The 21,579-nt window shown below is 74.3% G+C and carries 18 protein-coding genes and 1 pseudogene; 3 read left to right on the forward strand and 16 right to left on the reverse strand.

Annotated features, from left to right (window positions below; genetic code table 11):
- Nucleotides 1-232: 232 nt before the first annotated feature.
- The gene (locus CIK06_RS32505; RefSeq protein WP_095565673.1) at nucleotides 233-457 is read left to right on the forward strand and encodes a DUF397 domain-containing protein; all 225 of its coding nucleotides are present in this window, start codon (nucleotides 233-235) and stop codon (nucleotides 455-457) included.
- Nucleotides 458-691: 234 nt separating this feature from the next.
- Here CIK06_RS32505 and cas2e read toward each other — a convergent pair whose 3' ends face one another.
- The 10 genes and pseudogenes from cas2e to CIK06_RS17180 form a co-directional block, all read right to left on the reverse strand.
- On the reverse strand, nucleotides 692-1,333 hold the full coding sequence (cas2e, locus tag CIK06_RS30090) for a type I-E CRISPR-associated endoribonuclease Cas2e (protein WP_095565674.1): 642 nt from the start codon (nucleotides 1,331-1,333) through the stop codon (nucleotides 692-694).
- Nucleotides 1,282-1,455, reverse strand: a complete 174-nt coding sequence (locus tag CIK06_RS30095) for a hypothetical protein (RefSeq protein WP_198347907.1) — start codon at nucleotides 1,453-1,455, stop codon at nucleotides 1,282-1,284. The genes cas2e and CIK06_RS30095 overlap by 52 nt, the downstream gene beginning before the upstream one ends.
- Nucleotides 1,456-1,464: 9 nt before the next feature.
- Nucleotides 1,465-2,130 (reverse strand): type I-E CRISPR-associated protein Cas6/Cse3/CasE, encoded by a 666-nt coding sequence (gene cas6e / locus CIK06_RS17150; protein WP_095565675.1) that lies wholly within the window; start codon nucleotides 2,128-2,130, stop codon nucleotides 1,465-1,467.
- Nucleotides 2,131-2,132: 2 nt separating this feature from the next.
- On the reverse strand, nucleotides 2,133-2,834 hold the full coding sequence (gene cas5e, locus CIK06_RS17155) for a type I-E CRISPR-associated protein Cas5/CasD (protein WP_095565676.1): 702 nt from the start codon (nucleotides 2,832-2,834) through the stop codon (nucleotides 2,133-2,135).
- Nucleotides 2,831-4,000, reverse strand: coding sequence for a type I-E CRISPR-associated protein Cas7/Cse4/CasC (gene cas7e / locus CIK06_RS17160; RefSeq protein ID WP_095565677.1), 1,170 nt, complete (start codon nucleotides 3,998-4,000; stop codon nucleotides 2,831-2,833). Before cas7e ends, cas5e begins: the two co-directional genes overlap by 4 nt.
- A 2-nt stretch (nucleotides 4,001-4,002) precedes the next feature.
- On the reverse strand, nucleotides 4,003-4,707 hold the full coding sequence (gene casB, locus CIK06_RS17165; protein WP_095565678.1) for a type I-E CRISPR-associated protein Cse2/CasB: 705 nt from the start codon (nucleotides 4,705-4,707) through the stop codon (nucleotides 4,003-4,005).
- Nucleotides 4,704-6,413 carry a type I-E CRISPR-associated protein Cse1/CasA gene (gene casA / locus CIK06_RS17170; RefSeq protein ID WP_232533680.1) on the reverse strand — a complete coding sequence of 570 codons (1,710 nt, stop codon included), beginning with the start codon at nucleotides 6,411-6,413 and terminating at the stop codon, nucleotides 4,704-4,706. The genes casB and casA overlap by 4 nt, the downstream gene beginning before the upstream one ends.
- A gap of 34 nt (nucleotides 6,414-6,447) precedes the next feature.
- The gene (cas3, locus tag CIK06_RS17175) at nucleotides 6,448-8,397 is read right to left on the reverse strand and encodes a CRISPR-associated helicase Cas3' (RefSeq protein ID WP_369916220.1); all 1,950 of its coding nucleotides are present in this window, start codon (nucleotides 8,395-8,397) and stop codon (nucleotides 6,448-6,450) included.
- Between the two features lie 249 nt (nucleotides 8,398-8,646).
- A pseudogene (locus tag CIK06_RS31200) lies at nucleotides 8,647-9,272 on the reverse strand (CRISPR-associated endonuclease Cas3''); the annotation flags it as partial.
- Nucleotides 9,269-11,374, reverse strand: coding sequence for a UvrD-helicase domain-containing protein (locus CIK06_RS17180; protein WP_095565680.1), 2,106 nt, complete (start codon nucleotides 11,372-11,374; stop codon nucleotides 9,269-9,271). The gene CIK06_RS17180 and the pseudogene CIK06_RS31200, both read right to left, overlap by 4 nt.
- A gap of 152 nt (nucleotides 11,375-11,526) precedes the next feature.
- Here CIK06_RS17180 and CIK06_RS17185 point away from each other — a divergent pair, with 152 nt between their 5' ends.
- On the forward strand, nucleotides 11,527-12,852 hold the full coding sequence (locus tag CIK06_RS17185; RefSeq protein ID WP_232533681.1) for a serine/threonine-protein kinase: 1,326 nt from the start codon (nucleotides 11,527-11,529) through the stop codon (nucleotides 12,850-12,852).
- Here the strand turns inward: CIK06_RS17185 and CIK06_RS17190 are convergent.
- Both CIK06_RS17190 and CIK06_RS29480 read right to left on the reverse strand, forming a co-directional pair.
- Nucleotides 12,800-13,522: a hypothetical protein gene (locus tag CIK06_RS17190; protein ID WP_232533682.1), complete on the reverse strand. Its 723-nt coding sequence runs from the start codon at nucleotides 13,520-13,522 to the stop codon at nucleotides 12,800-12,802. The genes CIK06_RS17185 and CIK06_RS17190 overlap by 53 nt on opposite strands.
- Before the next feature lie 124 nt (nucleotides 13,523-13,646).
- Complete coding sequence (locus CIK06_RS29480) at nucleotides 13,647-13,814, reverse strand: hypothetical protein (protein ID WP_157756811.1); 168 nt, start codon at nucleotides 13,812-13,814, stop codon at nucleotides 13,647-13,649.
- Nucleotides 13,815-13,908: 94 nt separating this feature from the next.
- On the opposite strand from CIK06_RS29480, the gene CIK06_RS17195 reads away from it, so the two are divergent.
- Nucleotides 13,909-15,993, forward strand: a complete 2,085-nt coding sequence (locus tag CIK06_RS17195) for a class I SAM-dependent DNA methyltransferase (protein WP_095565682.1) — start codon at nucleotides 13,909-13,911, stop codon at nucleotides 15,991-15,993.
- 26 nt (nucleotides 15,994-16,019) lie between these two features.
- Here the strand turns inward: CIK06_RS17195 and CIK06_RS17200 are convergent, their stop codons facing one another.
- From CIK06_RS17200 to CIK06_RS17215, 4 genes are all read right to left on the reverse strand, one after another.
- The gene (locus tag CIK06_RS17200; RefSeq protein ID WP_095565683.1) at nucleotides 16,020-18,236 is read right to left on the reverse strand and encodes an MMPL family transporter; all 2,217 of its coding nucleotides are present in this window, start codon (nucleotides 18,234-18,236) and stop codon (nucleotides 16,020-16,022) included.
- On the reverse strand, nucleotides 18,233-19,147 hold the full coding sequence (locus tag CIK06_RS17205; protein ID WP_198347908.1) for a DUF2993 domain-containing protein: 915 nt from the start codon (nucleotides 19,145-19,147) through the stop codon (nucleotides 18,233-18,235). The genes CIK06_RS17200 and CIK06_RS17205 overlap by 4 nt, the downstream gene beginning before the upstream one ends.
- Nucleotides 19,148-19,358: 211 nt before the next feature.
- Nucleotides 19,359-20,846: a cell wall metabolism sensor histidine kinase WalK gene (locus tag CIK06_RS17210; RefSeq protein WP_198347909.1), complete on the reverse strand. Its 1,488-nt coding sequence runs from the start codon at nucleotides 20,844-20,846 to the stop codon at nucleotides 19,359-19,361.
- Nucleotides 20,847-20,849: 3 nt separating this feature from the next.
- On the reverse strand, nucleotides 20,850-21,566 hold the full coding sequence (locus CIK06_RS17215; protein WP_232533683.1) for a response regulator transcription factor: 717 nt from the start codon (nucleotides 21,564-21,566) through the stop codon (nucleotides 20,850-20,852).
- Nucleotides 21,567-21,579: the final 13 nt, after the last annotated feature.

Below are 21,579 nucleotides of genomic sequence, written 5' to 3' on the forward strand. Positions count from 1 at the left end.
ACCCAACCGTAACCTCGGCCCGCTGGACGGCGTGCGACGTGCACAATCGCCCCGGGCGGGCACGCACGGTTACGGATCGCGGCTCACGGTTGTCGGCCGCCGGGCCGCCGGGCCGCCGGGCCAGCCGGCGGACCGCGGACGTGCACTCGCTGCGGCAGGCATGGGAGTCCGTACGAGCGGAGGCCCCGCCCGGCGCAGCTACCCTCACGTTGATCTCGGAGGCGGCAGACTCATGGACCTGACCGGCGCAAACTGGCACAGGAGCACCCGCAGCAGCGGCAACTCGGAGGACTGCGTCGAGGCCGCCGACAACCCGCCCGGCGTCGTACCGGTCCGATCCCCGCGCACGCCGGGCTCGCCGACCAGCGACACGATCAAGTCCGCTCCCCCGACCCCGCGCGCACCCGTCGAACCGGACGCTCAGTCATACGTCAGGTACCTCAACCGGACGCTTTGAGGTACCTGGTGTATGACTCACGGTCGCGCCCGGGTCTGGTTCGCGCGGTCCTCCACCTGAACGCCGAGCACCGCCCCACGTGCGCGTCCGCGGCAGGTCCGGACGTCCGGACGATACTTCGCGTCCAGGTTGGAATAGGGGTGCTCCGGGTGAGCCGGGCGTGAAAGTATTCGAAGCCACCCGGAGTGCGGGTGGACGGCCCGAGAGGGATTTTCGGCGCGAACCGGATGCGCGTCAGCCACTCGGACGCCGTGGGCGGCACGGTCCCGTCGCACGCCCGCCCTGTACGACGGCAGCACCGCTCCCCGCGCCCGCGGGGGTGATCCGGTACCGGTGGACGAGGCCAGGGTTGGCCCGCTTGGTTCCCCGCGCACGCGGGGTTGATGGCCGACGATCGGGCATCATGCTGCCGCGTCCAGGGCAGCAGAGCAAAGCGCCGTCGGCACCCACCCGAGGCGCGCTTCGACACGCGCCGACCGGCGCCGCCCCGACCGGCGCCGCCCCGACCGGCGCCGCCGCGACCGGCCCGATCGGTCCGGCGAGACGCCTGAGCCACCAGCGTGAACTGGGAAAACAGGGCTGGACACGCCGGCGGGACGGGTTGGCCCGGGACGCCGCTGATCGCTCCCGCACAAGGAGCCGGCCGCTTCCAGGAGGTCCAGCGGGCGGGAATCCGGACAGCCGCTGCTCACCGCGTACCTGAAGGACCATCGGCGCGCGGCCCGCGCCGGCCAGCTCGGTCACCCGGCTCCAGAGGCGCCGGCGGACCCGGGTGCTGACATGGCCGACGTACACGCCCGCGGAGATCTCGATGAGCCACTGGGTCAGATGCCCGCGGAGCCCGGCCGGGCAGGCGGTGAGGACGATGACCGCCATGCGAAGCCGACCTCGCCGAAGTCGGCGTGGTCGCGGCCGGCACCGAGTTCGACGCCGCTGTCATCCCAGCGGCGCAGCGAAAGGTCGGTAATCTCGGTTGGCGGCACGCCGGGGATCTTCATCCGGCCGGCTCACCCCGCCGGGGCGAGGGTGAGCAGACCGCAGCCGTACGCCTTGGCGTGGCCGATCCCCCCGGTGAGCGAGCGCCGGAAGGCGTCCGCGTCGCCGACCCGCAGGACTCCGTCGTAGGTCGCCGTGGTGAGGGTGACCGTGCCCAGCCCACGCTTGAAGCTGTACGTCTGGCGCCGGTGCAACCGTACGTTGGGACGACCGTCCTGCTGGGTGGCCACGGTGAAGCCGAGCCGGGTGGCCCGGCCGGTCAGCCAGCCGACCTGCTCCTCCTCCCGCAGGTAGCCGAAGCGCTGGGTTTCCTTCGCGTCGGCGGTCTTACGTCCACTGTGGCTGGGGTTGGCGGTGAGCCGGAACGCCCACTCCTGGCCCGGTCGCAGCCCGTCCAGCAGCGGGCCGTAGTCCCGGGTCACCCAGGTTTCCGTGGTCGGCCAGCCGGCCTGTTCGACCAGGTGGGTCAGGTCGGGCCGGCCGGGGCTGACGATGTAGAGGTGCACGGTGGTGGGGGTGGGCGAGTCGAGCCGCCACAGGGTACGGGCGCCGTCGCGCTCGTGGTCCTCCGGCGCGGCGAAGCCGGCGCGGACCGCGGCGTGCAGCACCTGGGGTGAGGAGAGCAGCCGGCGGGCGCCGCGGCGGGCCGGGTTGATCTGGAACCGGGTGAGGAACATGGTCAGCCTCCCAGCAGGCTCAGCGGGTCATGCTCGGTGACACCGGCCCGTTCGACGAGTTCGTTGCTGACATCGACGTGCCGGCGCAGCACGGAGCGCCAGGTGTGCTGGCGGTGCGCCGGGTCGAAGCTCACCGGCGTGTCGGGCACGGTCTCGGTGACCGGTTCACCGGGCCGGGCATCCCGGATGATCTCCAGCCGTTCGGTACGAGCCGCCCGCCGGCGGTAGCGCTCGGTGGCCAGCCACGGCCACTGCGTCAGCGCGTCGTCGAGGGTCAGGTCGTGCACGCCCAGGCTGACCGGCCCGTCCGGCGGGCAGGAGCGGCGGCCGAGGTAGAGCGGGAACTTCGGCCGGCGCAGCGCCTCCGCCAGGCCGTGCAGCAGGTCCGGTGCGCCGCCGACCGCGGCCAGGAACACCGCGTCGGACAGGTAGAACCGGTACGTCAGCGGCGCGCTCTGCCGGCCGTCCAGGGTGCGGGCGGTCTGGAAGTCGCGCAGGACCTGGCCGGGCTGGTCCAGCCGTACCCCGAACTCCAGGCCGAGCAGGTCGGTGAGCGGTTCGGTACGCCGCATCCCGCGGGCGGCGGCGAGCAGCCCGAGTACGCCGCTCTTGGAGGGTGCGACCTCGGTGCCCCGGCGGGCGAAGCGGCTGGACGAGCCCCACGATTGCAGCGGACCGCCCAGCCGCAGCAGCAGCACACTCATGCCGGCTGCCCGAGCGCCGGCTGCCCGAATCCGGACTCTCCGAGCGCCGACTGCCCGAGCGCCACATCGACCTGTTCGCTCACCCCGGCGACCAGTTCGGCGAAGCTGACCGACTTGCCCAGGTCGGCCAGCACGGCGGTCTGCTCGCCGACCTGGGTGACCCAACTGGCCACCGGCCGCTCCCCGTACGCGTTCTCCACCGCGGCCGTGTGCCGGGCCAGCGCGGCGGCGGCCAGCTCGATCCGCCCGGCGGCCTGGGTCTCCCGGATCGGGGTCTCGAACGCGCCGACCAGGTTGATCGGCTGGGTGTCGCGCAGCCGCACCAGTACGGCGTCCGGCAGCGTACGGTGCGCGAACGTGTTCTGCTTGCCGGTCGGCATGCTGCGGGCGAAGGCGGTCAGGAACGCCTCCACCGCGGCGCGGGTGGCGGCCGGGTCGCCCAGCGTCTCGTGCAGCGCGTCGACGTCGACGGTGGCGTACCGGTAGAGGGTGGACGAGTTGAACTCGATGGTGCCGATCATGCCGGCGCCGGTCTCGGCGGCGTCGGCCTTGCGGTCGTCGACGGCCGTGAAGTAGTCGAACTCGTTGTCCACGCCGTGCACGCTGATGGCGTGCGCCACCTGGCACGCGGCGTCGACGTTGATGTCCGCCATGTCGGCCACCATCCGGCCGAACATGGCGATGTCGATCGAGTGTTCGGTGTCGACGAGCGTCTTGAACCGGGCCTTGTCCAGCGGGGCGCCGCCGCGCTCCGCCTCCAGCGCGGCCCGCGCCAGGTTGTCCAGCTGCCGGTGGCTCAGGAACAGCAGGTAGCCGGACTCGACGTCCTTCAGCTCGCCCTTCTTCTTGTCGAGCTTGGCCAGTCCGCCGGTCACGAAGACGTTTGCGGCCAGCGCCGAGGCCTCCTCATCGGAGAGTTCCGGTTCGAGGGCCCTGATCCGCCTGGCGAGGGATTCGCCGACCCGCTTGGTCCGCTCGCCGAGCTGGGAGGGGTCCAGCAGGTCGGCGAAGGCGAGCCGGATGGCCCGCTTCCACGCCTGGCTGGAGACCCGCGCCCGGCGTACCCCGCCGTAGATGGCGGTCTTGGGGGAGCCGGTGTCGTCGCGGTTGAGGTTGCTCGGCGGCACGGTCTGCAACGCGTACAGGTCGATGATGGTCCGGTTCATGGTCAGTTCTCCTCGGTGCTGGTGGCGGCGGTGCCGCGGGGGTTGCGATCGGGGGTGCCGGCGCCGGAGGCTTGCGCGCCGGGCGTTCCCGCGTCGGCCCCCGGGTGGCTGCGGAAGAACTCGCGGCCCCAGATGGCCTGGACCTTCGCCGGGCCGTCGAGTCCGCGCAGCAGCCGCAGGTCGTCGGCGAGCAGGCCGTAGTCGAGCGGGATCTGCTGCTCGCGCAGCATGGTGGTCAGGCTGCGCAGGTGGTAGATGCTCTCCGGGTAGGTGCTGGCGGTGCCGAGCGCGGCGAACCGGCGGCGTACCCCGTCCGGCCCGGCGGATCGGCGGACCAGGTCGGCCAGCGCCTGCCCCAGCCCGCGACCGGCCACGTGCATCCGCTCCCGGCGGGACTGCTGGTGCAGCGCGTACAGGGTCACCGCGTCGTGCACCGCGTGCTCGCTGTCGGTGGCCTGGGTGTCGTCGGCCGGCCGGTAGCCGAGCAGGTCCTCGGGCACCTGGAGGTAGCGCTCCAGGCCGAAGTCGAAGCCCGGCGCCCTGCCCAGCCCGCGGCGCAGCCGGGCCAGCGCGCCGACCGCCTCCGGAACGGGCGGGTTGGCCAGCGCCCGTGCCTGGAGCGCGCCGACGACGCCGGCGACATGCTCGCCGAGGTCGCGGCGGCGCCGGCCGCGTGCCTTCGGCCGATCGGTCTCGGTCACGGTCATACCGGCTCCTCCTGTCTCTGCTGTTCCGGTCCCTGCTGCTCCGGTCCCTGCTGCTCCGACCCGGTCGCCATCGGCAGCGCCCTGGTCAGCCCGCGGTGGAACCACGCCTCGGCCTGCGAGCTGGAGTAGTGCACGTCCCTGCCGTTGCGGTCGGTGCGCGTACGGCCGATCCAGGCCGCCGGTCCGGCGGCCGCGACCAGTTCGCCGCCGAGCCGGCGGATGGCCCGGCCGACCAGGCGCTGCCAGTCGGCGCGCTCGGCCGCCGGGTCGCTGCCCGGTCCGAGCCGGGCCAGCCAGTCCCGGTACGCCCGGTCCAGCAGCGCGTACCCGCGTTCGCCCGCACGGTCGGCGTCGCCGACCGCGTCGTCGCGGCTGCCGGCGGCGCGGGCCAGGTTCTCGGCCAGCCGGCGCAGCAGCACCACGGCGATGTCGGCGTCGGCGGCCGCGTCGACCGCCGTCGCGCGCAGCCCGGAGTCCTCGACCAGCAGCAGCACGTTCATGGTGAGCGCGTCGCTGAACACCTCGTCCACGACGGCCATCTGGGTGCCGTAGGTGATGCTCACCGCCCGCGGCCGGACCCGGAAGTCCGCGCCCACCACGCCGTCGACGGTGAGCCTGGCCAGCCACTGCACCACCATCGGGGAGAGCCGCTGCGCCGGCTCGGCGCCGGACTGCGGCGGCGCCGGCAGCAGCGTCTGCAGGCCGCGCCACAGCGCCCGGCCGTGGTCGTGCGGCCGGGGCAGGTAGATCGGGGTCTTCTTCTGCTCCCGCTCGCGCGGGCCGCTGCGCCCCCAGACGCTCATCGGCTCCGTCAGGTGCCGGTCCTGCCAGTCCAGCCGGTCACCGTTGGAGATCATCGCCCCGGTGATGCCGCCGGCGGTACCGAACAGCCGGATCCGCCGGGACTGCCAGGTGTAGAGGCTGAGCGGACCGTACGGGCCGCGGGTGGCCTCCGGTTCCTCGGTCGCGGTCTGCGGCTCGCGCTCCCAGACCGGCAGGTCCCGCTCGTCGGAGCGCTGCCAGCGGGGTGCCGCCGGGACGAGGTTGAGCAGCAGGGTCTCCCGCAGGGTGGCGCCCTCCAGGTAGACGCCGCCGAGGGCGCCGACCGAGCCGGTCCCGATCGGGTAACCCTTGCCGCCCTTGACCCGCGGGTCGCCGAGCGCCCCCGTCTTGATGCCCGACGGGTCGTACGCCTGGCAGTGCACCAGCCAGCGGGCCGCCTCGGCGGGTGGGATGCTCGCCATGCCCGGGCCCGCGCGGGTGGTGAGGAACGGCATCCCGTTGGGTACGTCGGCGATCAGCCGCTTCAGGTCGTACCTGTCCTCCTTCGCCGCCCGCAGGTCGGCGACCTGGTAGAACGGCCGTTGCGGGTGCAGCAGGTCGAACCGGTCGCGGAACTCGCCGAGGTAGTCGGCGATCTCCCCGGCCGGCAGCCGCGGGTCCCGCCACAGCGCCCGCCAGGCCGCCTCCCCGGCCGGTCCGCCGGTGCTGCGGTGCAGGATCGCCAGCGCCAGCCGCAGGATCGCGAACGTCTGGGTGGGCAGCTCGCAGGCGATCATCCGCAGGTCGCCGGCGAGGGCGAACAGCTCCGGCAGGGACACGTCGCGGCGGTGGCCCGCGGCGTCCAGCACCGGAATCCACGCCTCGTCCACCAGCGAAAACCCGGGTGGTTGGGATGGGGTGCCGGTCAGTGGTGTGCCGGTCACCGGCATCGCCTCCTCGATTTCGGTCGAAGTGGACTCAGGCCGCGGTGCGGGTGACCCGCAGCCCCTCGTCCGGGTCGTAGTGCAGGTCGAACCCGGCCACGGTCGCCGCGCCGGCCTCGTCGATGTCGAGGACCAGTTCGCCGGAGAGCCAGGGGTTGTCCTGCCAGGCACGCAGGTCGATGCGGCCGTCCAGATCGGCGATCACCTCGTCGATGACATCGACGGACGCCATCAGCCGCGGGAGCGGGAGCGTGCACCGGGCGGCGGAACGGGCCAGGTTCCAATCGGGGGTGGTTTCGGTGGGAACGACTACCCCACCGCCAGCGATCCATGGGGGAACGACGAGGCCGGCTGAGGTGCGTACCAGGAGGATGACCTCGAAGGAGTCGGAGTCGGTGTCGCGGACGTGGCCCTGCGCGGCGCGGTCGTCCGCGTTACCGACGCCGCCGGAGAGCCAGCCGACCAGCGGTACGCCGGGTTCGTCGACGCCGGCCAGCCGGAAGCCGTCGGCCTTCGACTCCTTGGCGGCGATCTCGTCGCGCTGCTTCGCCTCGGCCTCGTCCAGCACCGGTCGCCACGCCGCCGGGCCGACCGGCGCGTCCCCGTACGCGGCCTGGGTCAGCGGCGAGATGTCGGCGGGAATTCGCAGCGGCGTGCCGTCCAGGTGCGGCAGCAGCACGGCGGCGCTGCGCAGCAGGGCGGCCGGCTGGTAGACCCGGCGGGAGCCGCTGACCGGCTGCGGCGGTTCGGTCGCCCAGTCGGCGCCGGTGATCCAGCAGGTGGCCTCGGCGAGCCGGGCCGGCCGGCCGGGGCGCGGGTGCCGGTGCAGCCGGCCGACGCGTTGCAGCACCAGGTCGACCGGGGCCAGGTCGGTGACGAGCAGGTCGAAGTCGATGTCCAGGGACTGCTCGGCGACCTGGCTGGCCACCACCACGTGCCGGTACGGCCGGGTGCCGGCGCCGGGCGGGCCGAAGGTGTCGCGCAGCCAGCGGTCCCTGGCGGCCCGGTCGACGGCCATGAACCGGGAGTGTGCGACCGCGACGGGGGTGTCGGGTCCGAGCGCGGCGCGCAGGTCGGCGGCGGTCTCCTGGACCCGGGCCACCGTGTTGCGGATGACCAGCGCGCAGCCGCCGTCGGCGAGCCGGTCGCGCAGCAGCTCGACCAGGGCCGGCGGATCGTCGTCGAGCCGCCGCAGCCGGACCTGCAGGTGCCGGCCGGAGTCGCCGCAGGCGGTGGCGACGGCGCCGCGTTGGGCGGCGGAGACGGTCACCAGCGGGTAGCGCAGGTCGGTGCGGAGTTCGGCGTACGGGTCGATCTTCGGCTTGTTCCGGTCCCGCCAGGTGAGTTTCGGCGGCGGCCCGAGCCGGCCGGTGTCGTAGGCGGCCATCATCTCGGCCCGGCGCCCGGCCGGCAGGGTCGCCGAGAGGATCACCACCGGTACGCCGTAGGCACCGAGCCATTCGAGCGCCCGGTCCAGGAACCGTCCCATGTAGACGTCGTAGGCGTGCGCCTCGTCGATGACGACGACCTTGCCGGCGAGGCCGAGGTGCCGCAGCACCTGGTGCCGGCTGCGCAACGCCGCGAACAGCAGTTGGTCGATGGTGCCGACGACGAAGCTGGACAGCATGGTCCGCTTCGGGCCGGCCAGCCAGGCGTGCACGCCGATGTCGGTCCCGCCGGCGTCCTGGGCGATGCCGCGGGGCAGGGAGGTCCAGCGGAGCTGGTCGTATTCGGGGTTGAGCGCGGCCTTGCCGTGGGCCAGCCGCACGTCCCGGTCGCCGCGGTCGGTCCGCGCGTCCGGCAGCCGGCGCAGCCAGGACAGCACCCGACCGAACATGGCGTCGCTGGTGGCGCGGGTGGGCAGCGCCAGGTAGCAGCCGGCGGCGCCGGTACGCCGGGCCAGGATCTCCACGGCGGCCAGCGCGGCCTCGGTCTTGCCCTCCCCCATGGCCGCCTCGACGATGATCATCCCGGCCGCGGGCATGCTCTCGGCCAGTTCGGCGACGGTGTGCTGCACCGGGCGGGGTGCGGCGCCGGGCGGCAGGTCGAAGCGCGCCGCGAAGAGTTCCGCCACGCCGGCCGGGGCGGCGGCGGGCTGCCAGGGCACCGGCAGGTGCACGGTGGTCCAGCCGGCGGTCAGCCGGTGGGAGTCGGAGCGGTCCAGCACGTACGGGAAGTACTTCTCGTTGCTGGCGATCCAGTCGGCGACGATGACCAGGCCGGTCAGGGCGGCCTGGACGGGCTGCGACAGCGCCACCTCGCTCCAGCCGACCAGCCGCTTGCCGGCGTCGCAGCGGTCGGTCATCCAGCTCAGCAGCTCGCGTTGGACCTGCCCCAGGCGGTGTCGCCGAGCAGGTGGGTACGGATCCGGGCGTCCCGCAGACCCTCGTCGGTGGGCGGGATGCCGTGGTGGCCGCCCACCACCACCGCGTACGCGTGCGGGTCGGTCCAGTCCTGTTCCTGGAGCCAGTCGGCCAGCACCAGGTGTCCCGCGGTGGCGTGCGGGGCGTACCGGCGGTCGGCGCTGATCAGGTCCCGGTCGTAGCCGAGCCCGTGGTCGCGCATCCGCTCGGCCAGGTGCGGCGCCTGGATCGCGAACGCGGGGGTGGCCTTGCCGACATCGTGCACCCCGGCGAGCCACCCGGCCAGGGTCCGGGCGTCGGCGTCGCCGCCGGGCAGTTCGTCGGCGATCCGGCGCCGGACGGCGGCCCCGAGCCAGTGGTCCCAGAGCTGTCCGGCGACGTCGGCGGCGTCGGCGAGGTGCCGCCACAGGGGCAGCCAGCCGACCGGTGAGGCGCCCGAGCGGTCGGTCTTGCCCCAGACCGACCGGGCCGCGGCGCCGAGTTCGGGGGCGTTCACCGCTGCTCCGGCAGCAGGCTGCTGGGGGTGCCGCTGTGGGACAGGTAGAGCACGTCGCGGGCGCGGGTGAGCGCGACGAACAGCAGGCAGCGTTCCCGTTGCAGGTCCTGCCGGTGGGCGTGCGGGTCCTCCGAGGCGGGGGTGAGCGCGTACGGCGAGGGCAGCGCCTCGGCGTCCAGGCCGGCGACGGCCAGGCACTGGAACTCCAGGCCCTTCATCCGGTGCATGGTGGCGATCTTCACCCCGTCGGTGCCGCACTTGTCGTCGGCGACCGGGATGTGCGCCTCGGCGAGGGTCCGGCTCAGGGTGGCCACGAGTTGCCCGGTGCGCACGGCAACGCCGATCGCGTGCGGTTCGACGCCCTGGTCCAGCCAGGTCCCGACCTGCTCGATCAGCGCCTCGGACTCGCTGTGCCGATCCGGGTGGGCCACGATCGTCGGTACGCCGCCGCGGGTGACGGAGCGGTAGCCGCGCAGCGAGTCGCCCTCGTCGTCGAGGCCGACGGCGGCGTCACCGCCGAGCACCTTGACCGACAGGTCCAGGATCTCGTGCGTGGTGCGGTAGTTGACGGTGAGCCGGCGGGTCCGGCCGCGGACCTGGATGCCGAGCTGGCCCAGCGAGACGTGGCTGTCGTAGATGCGCTGGTAGGGGTCGGCGAGCAGGAACAGGTCGTCGGGTCCGGGCGGTACGAGGGCGCGCAGCAGGCGCCACTGTGCGGGGTGCAGGTCCTGCCCCTCGTCCACCACGATGTGCCGGTACGGCGAGGGTGCCCCGGCTGCGATCCGGGCCGCCTCGTCGGCGAGCTGGGTGTGCGTGCGCTGGCGGCGTTTCGCCAGCTCCCGCACCACGCCCTCGATCGCGGCCCACACCTGTTCGCGTTGGGCGCCGCGCAGCGCCTCGCCGCGTCCGCGCCGGGGTGCGTCCCGGTAGGCCGCCATGGTGGTCAACTGTTGGGCCAGGATCACCTGTTCCCACTCCCGCCTGAGGAAGGCGGCGCTGAACGGGGTCACCCGGCCGGCCCGGTCGACGTACGTCGGTCCGGCCTTGGCCGCCGCCGACCAGAGCTGGTCGAGCACCTCGTCGTCGGCGATGCCGACCTTCTGTCCGGAGCGCCGGACGATGTCGTAGGCCAGCTTGTCGACGCTGATCACGGCGATGCGGTCGCGCGCGGCCGGGTTGTCGGCGAGTCGGTACAACTGCCGGTCCAGCGCCTCGGCCAGCGCCCGGGTGAACGTGGTCAGCAGCACCTTCGTGCCGTCGTCGGGCAGCCGCCCGGCGAGGAAGACCGCGCGGTGCAGGCCGGTCACGGTCTTTCCGGTGCCGGCGCTGCCGGTGACCAGCGCCGGACCGCTGTAGCTGTCGCGGTAGGCGACGTCCCGCTGGGTGGGGTGCAGGAAGGTGCGCCACACGTCGAACGGGTGGGCCAGGATGGCGGCCAGTTCGATCGGCCCGGAGACGAAGGCGATCCGCTCGGGGGTCCGCCGCGCCGCGGTCACCAGATCGTCGGTGTCCACCCCGGACACGATGCGGTCGGCGAGTTCGGCCCAGACCTCCTCCACGGGCAGCCCGCTGGCCAGGCCGCTGAGCACGTCGGACTGCACCTCGGGCAGCCGACCGGCGAGGCTCTCGAACTGCTGCTCGGTGCGGATCAGCCGCAGCAGCGGCACCAGGTCCTCGTCGATGCCGAGCCGGACCAGGTCGGCGGTGGAGACGCCGGTGAACAGGCCGGTACCGGACGGTTCGACCGGCGTGTGCCGGGCGAAGTCGTCGATGCTCTGCTGGTCGCGCATCTCCAGCACGCCCAGCGCCTGGTTCACGGTGAACCGGCGGCTCATGGCGAACGCGATGGCGTCCTCGTGTGGCAGGACGTTCAGGAGGGCGTACTTCTCTTGGCCGAGGGAGAGGACCACTCCGCGGTAAAACCTGTCGACCCGGATGGTGCGGATGTGTGGATCCCGTGATTTGGTCAACTTCTCCAGATGGATACCGGCATGGGTGTGCTCGGCGAATTTGGCGATGGCGGCGTCGACGGCGCGCTGCACCCGGCGTTCCAGCCGGGCGTAGGCGGGGAGGAATCCCCGCTCGATGGCCAGTTCCGCCATACCCACTCCCCTGTCGCGAGCCTCCGGCGGGCGACCGCCCGCCGTGGACGAGCAGAGTCTCGTACATTGTGAACTGTGTTTGCAAGCCCTTGTCTTGTTGCTGACGTACACTGCGGCATGACCGATCCGGTGTAGCGGCTAAGCTGACCGGCGTGATAGCGGGCGGGAGCCTCAAGAACCGGTACCGGTTGAGCCGATATCCGTTGGCGCACAAGGGAATGGGCGAGGTCTGGCCGGCCCACGACACCCTGCTCGACCGGCCGGTCATCGTGAAGACGGTCGGCGGGCTCGGGGTGGATCAGGCACGCCGGTTCCGCCGCGAGGCGCTGCTGACGGCCCGCTTCGACCACCCCGGCGTGCCCGCCGTGTACGACTTCGGCGAGCACGACGGCCGGCTCTACGCGGTCATCCAGCGGATCGACGGCGTCACCCTCGCCGACCTGGTCAACGAGCAGGGGCCGCTGCCGGTCGGCTGGGTCGCCGCCATCGGCGCACAGGTCGGCAGCGTGCTGCTCAGCGCGCGGCAGATCGGCCTCGTGCACCGGGACATCAAGCCGAGCAACGTGATGCTGGAACGCAGCGGCGCGGTCAAGGTGCTCGACTTCGGGCTGGCCGTGGCGCCCGCCGACGGGCGCTACTCGCGGATCACCGAAAGTGGACAGGTGCTCGGCACCCTGGGCTACATGGCCCCCGAGCAGCTCAACGGCGCCGACACCGACCACCGCACCGACCTGTACTGCCTGGGCGCCACCCTCTTCGACCTGCTCACCAACCAGGAACCCTTCGACGCCGACAGCACCCGGACGCTTCTCGAACGCCAGCTCACCGGCCCGCCACCCCGGCCCACCCAGCTGCGGCCGGACCTGCCCGCCGAACTCGACGACCTGATCCACGCGCTGCTGGCGGTCGACCCACAGGACCGGCCCGGCAGCGCCGCCGAGGTGTACGACGTACTGGCGCCGCTCGCCTGCGACCTGCGGCCGCTGCCCGGGGTGCTCGATCCCGCCAGCACGGTCCGGGCGTACGCCGCGATCGTGGGCCAGGTCCCGCAGCCCGGCGGCGTCCCGCCCGCCGCCACCCCGCTTGCCGCCGCCCCGGCGCCGCGTCCCGGGAACGCGGACGCCGAGGCGGACGGCGAGGCGGACGGCGAGCGGGCCGTGGCCGAGGCCGAGCGGCTGGAGGCGGTCGGGGAGTTCCGGGCCGCCGCCCGGCAGTGGCGGCGGCTCGCCTCCAGCCACGCGTCCCGGCACGGCGCGGATCAGCCGGCGGTCTTCGACTTCCGGCTCCGGGCCGCCCGCGTGCACGTGCGACTCGGCGAGCACGACCGGGCGATCCGGCAACTGGAGGCGCTGCTGCGCGACCGCACCGAGCTGGACGGGCCGGAACACCCCGCCGTCCGGGCCGTGCGCGCGGAGATCGCCCGGCTCACCGCGGGCCGGCCCCGGTCAGCGCCGCGATCAGCCGGCCCGGATCACTGACCGCCCCGGGCAGCAGCACCGCCTTCTGGCTGGGGAACCGGCCGCCGCCGTACCGGAAGATCAGCGCGCAGTTCTGGCCGCGGGTCTCGGTGGTCATCGCCCGGCGCGCCAGCGGCGGATACATGGTGCTGTGCTTCAACCAGGCCGCCTCCTCGCCGTCCCCGTCGAAGCCCCGGCCGCTGGCCGCGTGCCCGAAGGCGTCGTGCACGGCCCGGAACATGTCGTTCTCGCCGTCGCTGAGGTACGGGTGCGCGTTGCCGGTCGCGGCGCTGGACCACACCTTCAGCCGGCGCTCCCGCACGTCGGCCACCATCTCGTCGGCGTCCCGGTACGGGTCCTCGTCGACGATCCGCACCGTCAGCCCGAGGCCACCGAACTCGACCCGGCCCACCAGGAAGTGGTACTGCCGCACGGTCTCCCGGCAGAACGCGGCGTACGCCCGGTACGCCCGCGGGTCGCTCGCCGGTGCCGCCTCGTAGGCGTCGGCGATCAGCCGGCCGACCCGGGGGTCAAGCCGCACCCGGGCGTACTCCTCGGGGGTGACGACCCGGCCGCGGTGGGCGGCCCGGCCACGGTGGGCGGTGGCGTACCGCGAGGCGCCGGCGCGCAGGTACCCGACCGGCGGGAAGGTCGATGCGGAAGCGGTTGATGGCGTGGTGGTGGCGAACAAGCGTGTTCATGGTCCTCCTTCGGTCGTGGAAACAGTGGGAACAGCCGTGGAGATGGTCGTGCGGACGGGGCCAGCGGACGGGCCTGCGGGTCCCGTCCCGGCGTCCGATCGGGACGGTGGCCGGTCAGGCCGGCAGCGGGCGGGCGACCGGGGCCACCGGGACGTCCGGGTGGGCTCCGTCGGTCCGCTCCCGGCGCAGCAGGTCGCCGAGCACCCGGATCTCGGAGACCCGTTGGTCCTGGTGGCGCTTGGCGAACTTCCCGACGGTGGTGCTGCGACCGCGACGTGGCATGGGTACCTCCAAGGTCAGCCGGCGCCTGTGAGCCGGGCAATCAGTCATCTGTGAACCATGTAAACAAGCGGCCGCAACATGCTAGCGTTCACGTATGACAACCGACGCCGACGCGCCCAGCGGCGCGGCCACGCTGACCGCCAGCGGCATCGCCCGACTGGCCAACGTCGGCCGCGCCGCGGTCAGCAACTGGCGCCGCCGGTACGCCGACTTCCCCGCACCCGTCGGCGGCACCCCGAACAGCCCGTCCTTCGACGCCCGCGAGGTCGAGCAGTGGCTCCGCCGGCACGGCCGGCTGCACCACGCCGACGCCAGACACCTGGCCTGGCAGCACATCGAGAGCTACCAGCCCGCCGCGCAACTCACCGACGCCCTCACCATCGCCGGCTGCCACCTGCTCGTCCGGGCGCAGAAGCCCACCGGCGACGCCACACCCACTCCGAAGCAGCTCCTGGCCCGGCTGCGCGGCATCGACGCCGGCATCGCCGACCTGGTCCGCGGCGCGCTGCCGGACCGCTGGACGCCGCAGCTCACCGGCCTGCTGAGCGCCGTCGACCGGCTCGCCGCCGAACACGACCCGGAGACCGCCTTCGAATACCTGCACGGCCGGTACGTGACCTCGGCCAATCCGCTGTCCGGCCTCGCCGGCACCCCGGACACCGTGGCCGAGGTGATGCTGACCCTCGCCGGCTCCGGACCGGACATCCTCGACTTCACCAGCGGCACCGGATCGATCCTGCGGATGGCCGCCGACCAGGCACTGCGTCGTGGCACCGACACCCGGTGCCACGCGCAGGAGATCAAACCCCAGTACGCCCTGATCACCCTGATCCGCCTGTGGTTCGTCCACCTCCGCGCCCGCCGGAACGGACAGCCGGCGCAACCACCCGCCGTACACGTCGGCGACAGCCTGCTCGCCGACGCCGTGCCCGGCCTGCGCGCCGACGTCGTCGTCGCGAACTTCCCCTTCGGCATCCACGACTGGGGCTACGACCAGCTCGCCTACGACCCCCGCTGGGCCTACGGCCTACCGCCGCGCACCGAACCCGAACTCGCCTGGGTCCAACACGCGCTCGCGCACCTCTCCCCCGGCGGCACCGCCGTCGTGCTCATGCCACCCGCCGCCGCGCTGCGCCCCGCCGGCCGGCGCATCCGCGCCGAACTGGTACGCCGGGGAGCGCTCCGCGCGATCATCGCGCTGCCCGCCGGGCTCATGCCGCCCACCGGCCTCGGCCTGCACGTCTGGGCGCTCGCCCAACCCGACCCCCGGCAGCCACCCGCCGACCGGCTGCTGGTCGTCGACACCACCGCCGCCACCGGGCGGCAACTGCCCGACATCGTCGGCGAGGCGTGGCGCGCCCACCTGGCCGGCAACCATGTCGAGCGGCCCGGCGTGCACCGCGCCGTGCCGGCCATCGAGATGCTGGACGACCAGGTCGACCTGACCCCGCAGCGCTACCTGCCGCAGGCCGGCGAGCCGTCCACCAGCCCGGACGAGATCATCGGGCGGATCGACGAACTCGCCGCACGCCTGGACAACGTACGGCGCGGCCTGCCCGCCCTGCGCCCCACCGAGACCACGGCGCTGCGCGCGGTCCCCCGCGCCGACATCGCCGACCTGATCCGGTCCGGCACCATCGCCGTCCACCGCACGACCGCCCGCCGCCAGAGCACCCCCGGCATCGGCGTCCGGCCCGTCCTGACCACCACCGACGTCATCACCGGCGGCCCGCCGACCGGCACGGCCGACCGGGCCGGCGACGACGCCCCGGAGCCGCGGGTCCTGCCCGGCGACATCCTCATGCCGCTGACCGGACGCCGGATCCACGCCCGGGTGGCCACTCCCGCACAGGTCGGCGCCGAACCGGGTCCGGGCGTCCAACTGGTACGCGTCGACCCGGCGCGGTTCGACCCGTGGTTCGTCGCCGGGGTCGTGTCCCGGACCGGCAACCTCCGCCTGGCCGGCCGGTCCACCAACGGCACCCTGCGGATCGACATCCGCCGGCTGAGCATTCCGGTGCTACCGCTGAGCCAGCAGCAGACGTACGGCAGGATCTTCGCGGGACTCGTCGAGTTCCGCTCCACCCTGGACGAGGTCGCCTCCACCGGCGCCGCCCTGGCCCGGGACATCGCCGACGCCCTCACCGACGGGACCCTCGAACCCTCCACCGCGGACTGAGGCGCACGGCCCGGCCGCACCCTCGGTCATACGCCGGGTACCTCGGACGGATGCTTTGCGGTACCTGGCGTATGGCTCACGGTCTCAGGGCCGGCGGGCTCAGGGCCGGCGGACTCAGGGCCAGCGGAGTGAGCCGCGCGGCGGCGGGCCGGCCGCCACCAGTTGACCGGGCCGAGCAGCGCCATGGTGGCCGGCACCAGCAGACCGCGCACGACCGTGGCGTCCACCGCGACGGCGACGGCCATGCCCAGGCCGAACATCTTGATCACCGGGTCGCTGTGCAGCGTGAAGCTGGCGAAGACCACCACCATGATGAACGCGGCCGAGGTGATCACCCGCCCGGTTCCGGCGAGACCCTCCCGGACCGCCGCGGTGTTGTCGGCGGTGCGCTGCCACGCCTCCCGGATCGCGGTCAGCAGGAAGACCTCGTAGTCCATGGAGAGCCCGAACAGCAGCGCGAACAGCATGGTCGGGACGTAGCTCTCGATCGGCACCGGCCCGTCGAGCCCGAGCAGCCGCAGCCCCCAGCCCCAGGAGAAGACCGCGGTGAGCGCGCCGTAGGCGGCGCCGATCGAGACCAGGTTCATCACCGCCGCCTTCAGCGCCACCACCGGCGCCCGGAAGGCCAGCAGGAGCAGCAGCGCGGAGAGCGCGACCACCACGCCGATCACCGCGGGCGTCCGCGCGCCCAGTCGCTGCGCCAGGTCGACCCGGGTGGCGACGGCCCCGCCGACGTGCGGGGCCACCCCGTCCACGCGTACGGCGCGCAGGTCCCGGACCAGGTCGGCGGTGCCCGGATCGCCGGGCGCCGTGCCGGGGGTGACCCGGACGGTGGCCGCCGAGGTGCCGGTGAGCGCCGCCGGGGCGGCCTGGGTGACTCCCGGTACGGCCCGGACGGCACCGGTCAGCGCCGCGAGCCGGGGATCGGCCGGACCGGTGGCCGGCGGGTCGAGCGGCAGGGCGACGGTCAGCGGGCCGTTGATCCCCGGGCCGAAGCCCTCGCCCAGCAGGTCGAAACTGCGCCGGCTGGCGCTGCCGGCCGGGTTGCTGCCGGCGTCGATCTGCCCGAGCGACAGGTCGAGGGCCGGCGCCGCGAGCGTACCCAGCAGGATGGCGGCGGCCAGCGCGTAGCGCCAGGGGCGGCGGCTGACCGCGTCGGCCAGCCGGGCCCAGCCGCCGCGACCGGCCCCGGCGCGCCGGGGCAGCACCCGCAGGGCGTCCACCCGGGTGCCCAGCAGGGCCAGCAGCGCGGGCAGCAGGGTGACCGCGCCGGCCACCGCGAACAGCACGGCGATGCCGGTGGTCCAGGCCAGGGTCGCCAGCAGCGGTACGCCGGCGACGGCCAACCCGCCGAGCGCGATGATCACCGTTCCGCCGGCGAACAGCACGGCGCTGCCCGAGGTCGCCACGCTGTGCGCGATGGCCTCCGGTACGGGCGTGCCGAGGGTGAGCTGCTGGCGGTGGCGGGTCACCAGGAACAGCGCGTAGTCGATGCCGACGCCCAGGCCGACCATGGTGGCCAGGGTCGCGGCCACCGTGGGGATGCCGGTGAGGTGGCCGGCCAGGCCGATCACGCTGAGCGCGCCGGCCAGGGTGAACAGGGCGGTGACGATCGGCAGCGCCGCCGCGACCAGCCCGCCGAAGGCGAACAGCAGCACGACCACGGCCGCGCCGATGCCGAGCAGTTCGCTGGTACGCGCGTTGGTGCGGTCCGCGGCGGCGGCCAGCGGCCCGCCGGGCACGGTTTCGATGCCGGCGTCCCGGGCCGGGGCCGCGGCGGCCACGACGGCGTCGGCGAGCGGCTGGTCCAGGTTGCGCGGCTGTACGTCGAAGCCGAGCGTGAGATATCCGGTCTGCCCGTCGGTGCTCAGGGTGCCCCGCTCGGCCGAGGGCGGTACGACCCGCACCACGTGTTCGACGTCGGCGATCCGGGTGGCGGCGGCCGTCAGCGCGGCGGTGTTGGCGGCGTCGTCGAGACGGCCGGCGTCGATGTGCACGACCAGTTGGGCGTTGGCGTTGGCGGCGTCCGGGTCACCGCGCTCGATCAGGTCGCGGGCGGCCTGCGCGTCGCTGCCGGGCAGGTCGACGTCGTTGTCGGTGGGCCGCCCGGCCATTGCGACCGCCGTGACCAGGCCGGCGATCAGCAGCGCCCAGACTGCGAGCGCCCGGAGGGGATGGCCGGCGCAGGCCCGGCCGATCCGGCCGAGCAGCCGGTACAGGACGCCGTCTTCGATCGTGCTCATCGCTGTGCTCCACAGGGTTCGGGTGACGGGACGGGGCGCCCGGCCGGCGGGACCGGGAGCGCGACGGACGGAGTGCCGGAAAAGGAGGACGAGGCCGCCGGCGATGCGGGCGGCGACCCGGAGGCCGCCGGCGACCCGGAGGCGGCCGGCGACCCGGAGGCGGCCGGCGACCCGGAGGCCGCCGGGGTGCCGGGGGCGCGCAGCGGGACCGACAGCCCGGCGCCGGTCACCGTGATCATCATGCCGTCGGGCCGGACGCCGACCGAGGCGTACCGCAGCCCGGCCGGCAGTTCGGGAAGTGCCTGGCTGGGGCGCTCGCGCAGGCCGATCCGGTCGAGCAGTTGCTCGGCCGGGCGGCGTACCCCGAGCACCTCGACCTCGCGCGGCTCGATCCGCAACGTCCCGTCGGTGATCTCGGGTTGGCCGAGCAGCGTCACCGGCAGTGACTGCCCGACGAGGGTCACCGCGGTGGTGATGGCGAGCAGGCCGTCCGAGGCGCCGTAGCTCACCGTACGGTCGCCGATCCGGGCCGGCAGCGCGGTGAACGGCACCACGGCCTCGATCCGGGCGGCGCCGACCGACATGGTCGAGCCGGTCAGGGCGGCGTCCCGCAGCGACGCGTGGACGCTTGCCAGGTGCAGCCGGCCGTGCCGCAGGTCCCGGACGGTGACGTCCAGCCCGCGGTAGCGTCCGGTCAGCGCCTGGGCCAGGAACGGGAAGCCGTGCACGGTGACGTCGGGACGCCGGTCCGTCCCGACGGCGCACTGGAGACGCTCGGCGAGCCGGCCGGCGGCCACCGCGGCGAGCACCCGGTCCGCGCCGCCGAGCAGCGCCGCCGCCGACAGCGTCGCGATCAGCACGGTCCACCGGCGGCGGGTCGGCAGCAGCCGGCGGGGCAGGGGTACGGGCACCCGTCCACTGCACCAGCGCAATCGCGGAGGCCGGCGGGACGGCGATGAGAGACCGGTGTGAGCCTGGCCCGGATCCGATGAGCCCGGCCGGCCGCGACAACCCGCCGGCCCGGGACCGGCCCGGCGTCCGGCGCGCCGCTCACCCCGGCGTCCGGCCCGGCGTCCGGCGTGCCGCTCAACCCGGCGGTCGCCCCGGGGATCGGCGCGCCGTTCATCCCGCCGCGCCCGGGTCCGGGTCGGCCAGCGGCAGGGTGAACCGGACGGTCGTGCCGCGCTGCGACGAGTCCAGCCCGATCGTCCCGCCGTGCGCCGCCACGATCTCGGCGACGATGGCCAGCCCGAGCCCGCTGCCGGCGCCGCCGGCGCCGAACCCACCGCCACCGCCGGCGCCGGCACCACCGGGTCCACCACCCGCACCACCGGGTCCACCACCGGCACCACCGGGTCCGCCGCCGGTGCCGGTGCCCCGGGTGAACCGGTCGAACGCCCGGCCGGCCAGCTCCGCCGGTACGCCCGGTCCGCGGTCGCCGACCTCGACCTCGGCGTACCCGTCGGCGGGGCGCAGCGCGACCGTGACCGGCACGTCCGGCGGGGTGTGCACACGCACGTTGGCCAGCAGGTTGGCCATCACCTGCCGCAGCGCGTCCTCGTCGCCGCGGACCCGGCAGGCCGGTGGCAGCTCCAGCCGGGCCGGGCGGCCGGGCTGGACCGCGAGCAGGTCCGACACCGAGTCGCGCAGCGGCGCCACCAGGTCGAACGGTTCGTGCCGCAGGGCCGGCTCGGCGTCCAGCCGGGCCAGGAAGAGCAGGCCGTCGACGAGCGCGCCCATCCGGCGGGCCTCGTCCTCGGCCCGGCGCAGCACCTCGGGACGGTCGGGATCGCCCACGATGCCCTGCCGCAGGAGCTGCAGGTAGCCGCGGATCGAGGTGAGCGGGGTGCGCAGCTCGTGCGAGGCGTCGGCGACGAAGCGGCGCATCCGGTCCTCGGAGGCGGCCCGCGCCCGCAGCGCCGTCTCGATCCGGGCCAGCATGCCGTTGACGGCCAGGGTCAGCCGGCCCACCTCGGTCCGCTCGGGCGGGCCGGGCGGTACCCGGCGGTCCAGCTCGCCGTCGGCGATCGCGGTGGCCGTCGCGGTGATCCGGTCCAGCGGCCGCAGGCCGCGGGCGACCAGCAGCCGGCCGCCGACCGCGAGCAGCAGCAGCATGGCCAGTCCCACCGCGATCTCGGTGAGCAGCACCTGGCGGATCGTCGCGCGCACCGGTTCCAGCGGCAGCGCCACCAGCACCGACCCGCCGTCGGCGGTGCGGCCGACCACCGCCCGGTACCGGCCGTCGGCCAGGTTCGTGGCCGGCGACAGGTTCCCGTCCGGCGGCGCCGGGGGTGCCCGGTCCAGCAGCGGGCGGCCCGGTACGGACTGCAGGCTGCCCATCCGGGTGAGCGAGCCGTCCGGCCGGCGCAGCTCCAGCAGGTAGTCCGAGGGCGCGATGACCGCCTGGAGGCTGCCGCGGGCCGGTACGCCGTCGAGCTGGCCGAGGCGCTGCTGGGCGAAGCGGGCCGCGATGTCGAGCTGGTCGTCGGTGCGGGCCAGCAGGTAGCCGCGCAGCGCGAACGCGGTGCCGGCGCCGGTGACCAGCAGCACCACGGCGGTGACGGCGAGCATGCCCAGCAGCAGCGAGCGCCGCAGCGACCAGCGTCCCACCGGTCAGCCCTCGGTGAGGGTGTAGCCGAACCCGCGCCGGGTGGCGATCAGGGTCGGGCCGTGCTGGTCCAGTTTGCGGCGCAGGTAGCCGACGTAGGTGTCCACCACGTTGGAGGTGCCGCCGAAGTCGTAGCTCCAGACCTCGCCGAGAATCTGCGCGCGGGACAGCACCCGGTTGGGGTGTCGCATGAAGTATCGCAGCAGCTTGAACTCGGTCGGGGACAGTTCCACCAGCCGCCCGGCCCGGCGTACCTGGATCGCCTCCTCGTCCAGTTCGACGTCGGCGAAGCGCAGCACGCCGGGCTGCGGCTGCCCGGCGGCGGGCCGGATCCGGCGCAGCACGGCCCGTACCCGGGCCACCAGTTCGTCGACGGAGAACGGCTTGGTGACGTAGTCGTCGCCGCCGTACGTCAGGCCGTTGATCTTGTCGCCGGGCGCGTCCCGGGCGGTGAGGAAGACGATGCCGATCTCGTGGCCGCCGGCCCGCAGCTCGCGGCAGACGTCGAAGCCGTCGCCGTCGGGCAGCATGACGTCCAGCACCACGACGTCCGGGCGGTGCTCCGCCGCGCACCGTACCGCCTCGGCGGCGCTGCCGGCGGTGCTGACCTGGAAGCCGTGGAAGCGCAGCACGGTGGCCAGCATGTCGACGATGTTCGGCTGGTCGTCGACGACCAGCACCCGGGCCGCCTCGCGCATCCGCTCACCCTCACACAGCGGCATGTGAGTTCGATGA

This window comes from Plantactinospora sp. KBS50, from assembly GCF_002285795.1.
In the GTDB taxonomy this organism is placed as follows: domain Bacteria; phylum Actinomycetota; class Actinomycetes; order Mycobacteriales; family Micromonosporaceae; genus KBS50.

Excerpts from the sequence above, each read along its gene's own strand:
- CIK06_RS32505 (WP_095565673.1), top strand. The coding sequence starts at position 233 with ATGGACCTGACCGGCGCAAACTGGCACAGGAGCACCCGCAGCAGCGGC.
- cas2e (WP_095565674.1), bottom strand. The coding sequence starts at position 1,333 with ATGGCGGTCATCGTCCTCACCGCCTGCCCGGCCGGGCTCCGCGGGCAT.
- CIK06_RS30095 (WP_198347907.1), bottom strand. The coding sequence starts at position 1,455 with ATGAAGATCCCCGGCGTGCCGCCAACCGAGATTACCGACCTTTCGCTG.
- cas6e (WP_095565675.1), bottom strand. The coding sequence starts at position 2,130 with ATGTTCCTCACCCGGTTCCAGATCAACCCGGCCCGCCGCGGCGCCCGC.
- cas5e (WP_095565676.1), bottom strand. The coding sequence starts at position 2,834 with ATGAGTGTGCTGCTGCTGCGGCTGGGCGGTCCGCTGCAATCGTGGGGC.
- cas7e (WP_095565677.1), bottom strand. The coding sequence starts at position 4,000 with ATGAACCGGACCATCATCGACCTGTACGCGTTGCAGACCGTGCCGCCG.
- casB (WP_095565678.1), bottom strand. The coding sequence starts at position 4,707 with ATGACCGTGACCGAGACCGATCGGCCGAAGGCACGCGGCCGGCGCCGC.
- cas3 (WP_369916220.1), bottom strand. The coding sequence starts at position 8,397 with ATGCCCGCGGCCGGGATGATCATCGTCGAGGCGGCCATGGGGGAGGGC.
- CIK06_RS17180 (WP_095565680.1), bottom strand. The coding sequence starts at position 11,374 with ATGGCGGAACTGGCCATCGAGCGGGGATTCCTCCCCGCCTACGCCCGG.
- CIK06_RS29480 (WP_157756811.1), bottom strand. The coding sequence starts at position 13,814 with ATGCCACGTCGCGGTCGCAGCACCACCGTCGGGAAGTTCGCCAAGCGC.
- CIK06_RS17195 (WP_095565682.1), top strand. The coding sequence starts at position 13,909 with ATGACAACCGACGCCGACGCGCCCAGCGGCGCGGCCACGCTGACCGCC.
- CIK06_RS17200 (WP_095565683.1), bottom strand. The coding sequence starts at position 18,236 with ATGAGCACGATCGAAGACGGCGTCCTGTACCGGCTGCTCGGCCGGATC.
- CIK06_RS17215 (WP_232533683.1), bottom strand. The coding sequence starts at position 21,566 with ATGCCGCTGTGTGAGGGTGAGCGGATGCGCGAGGCGGCCCGGGTGCTG.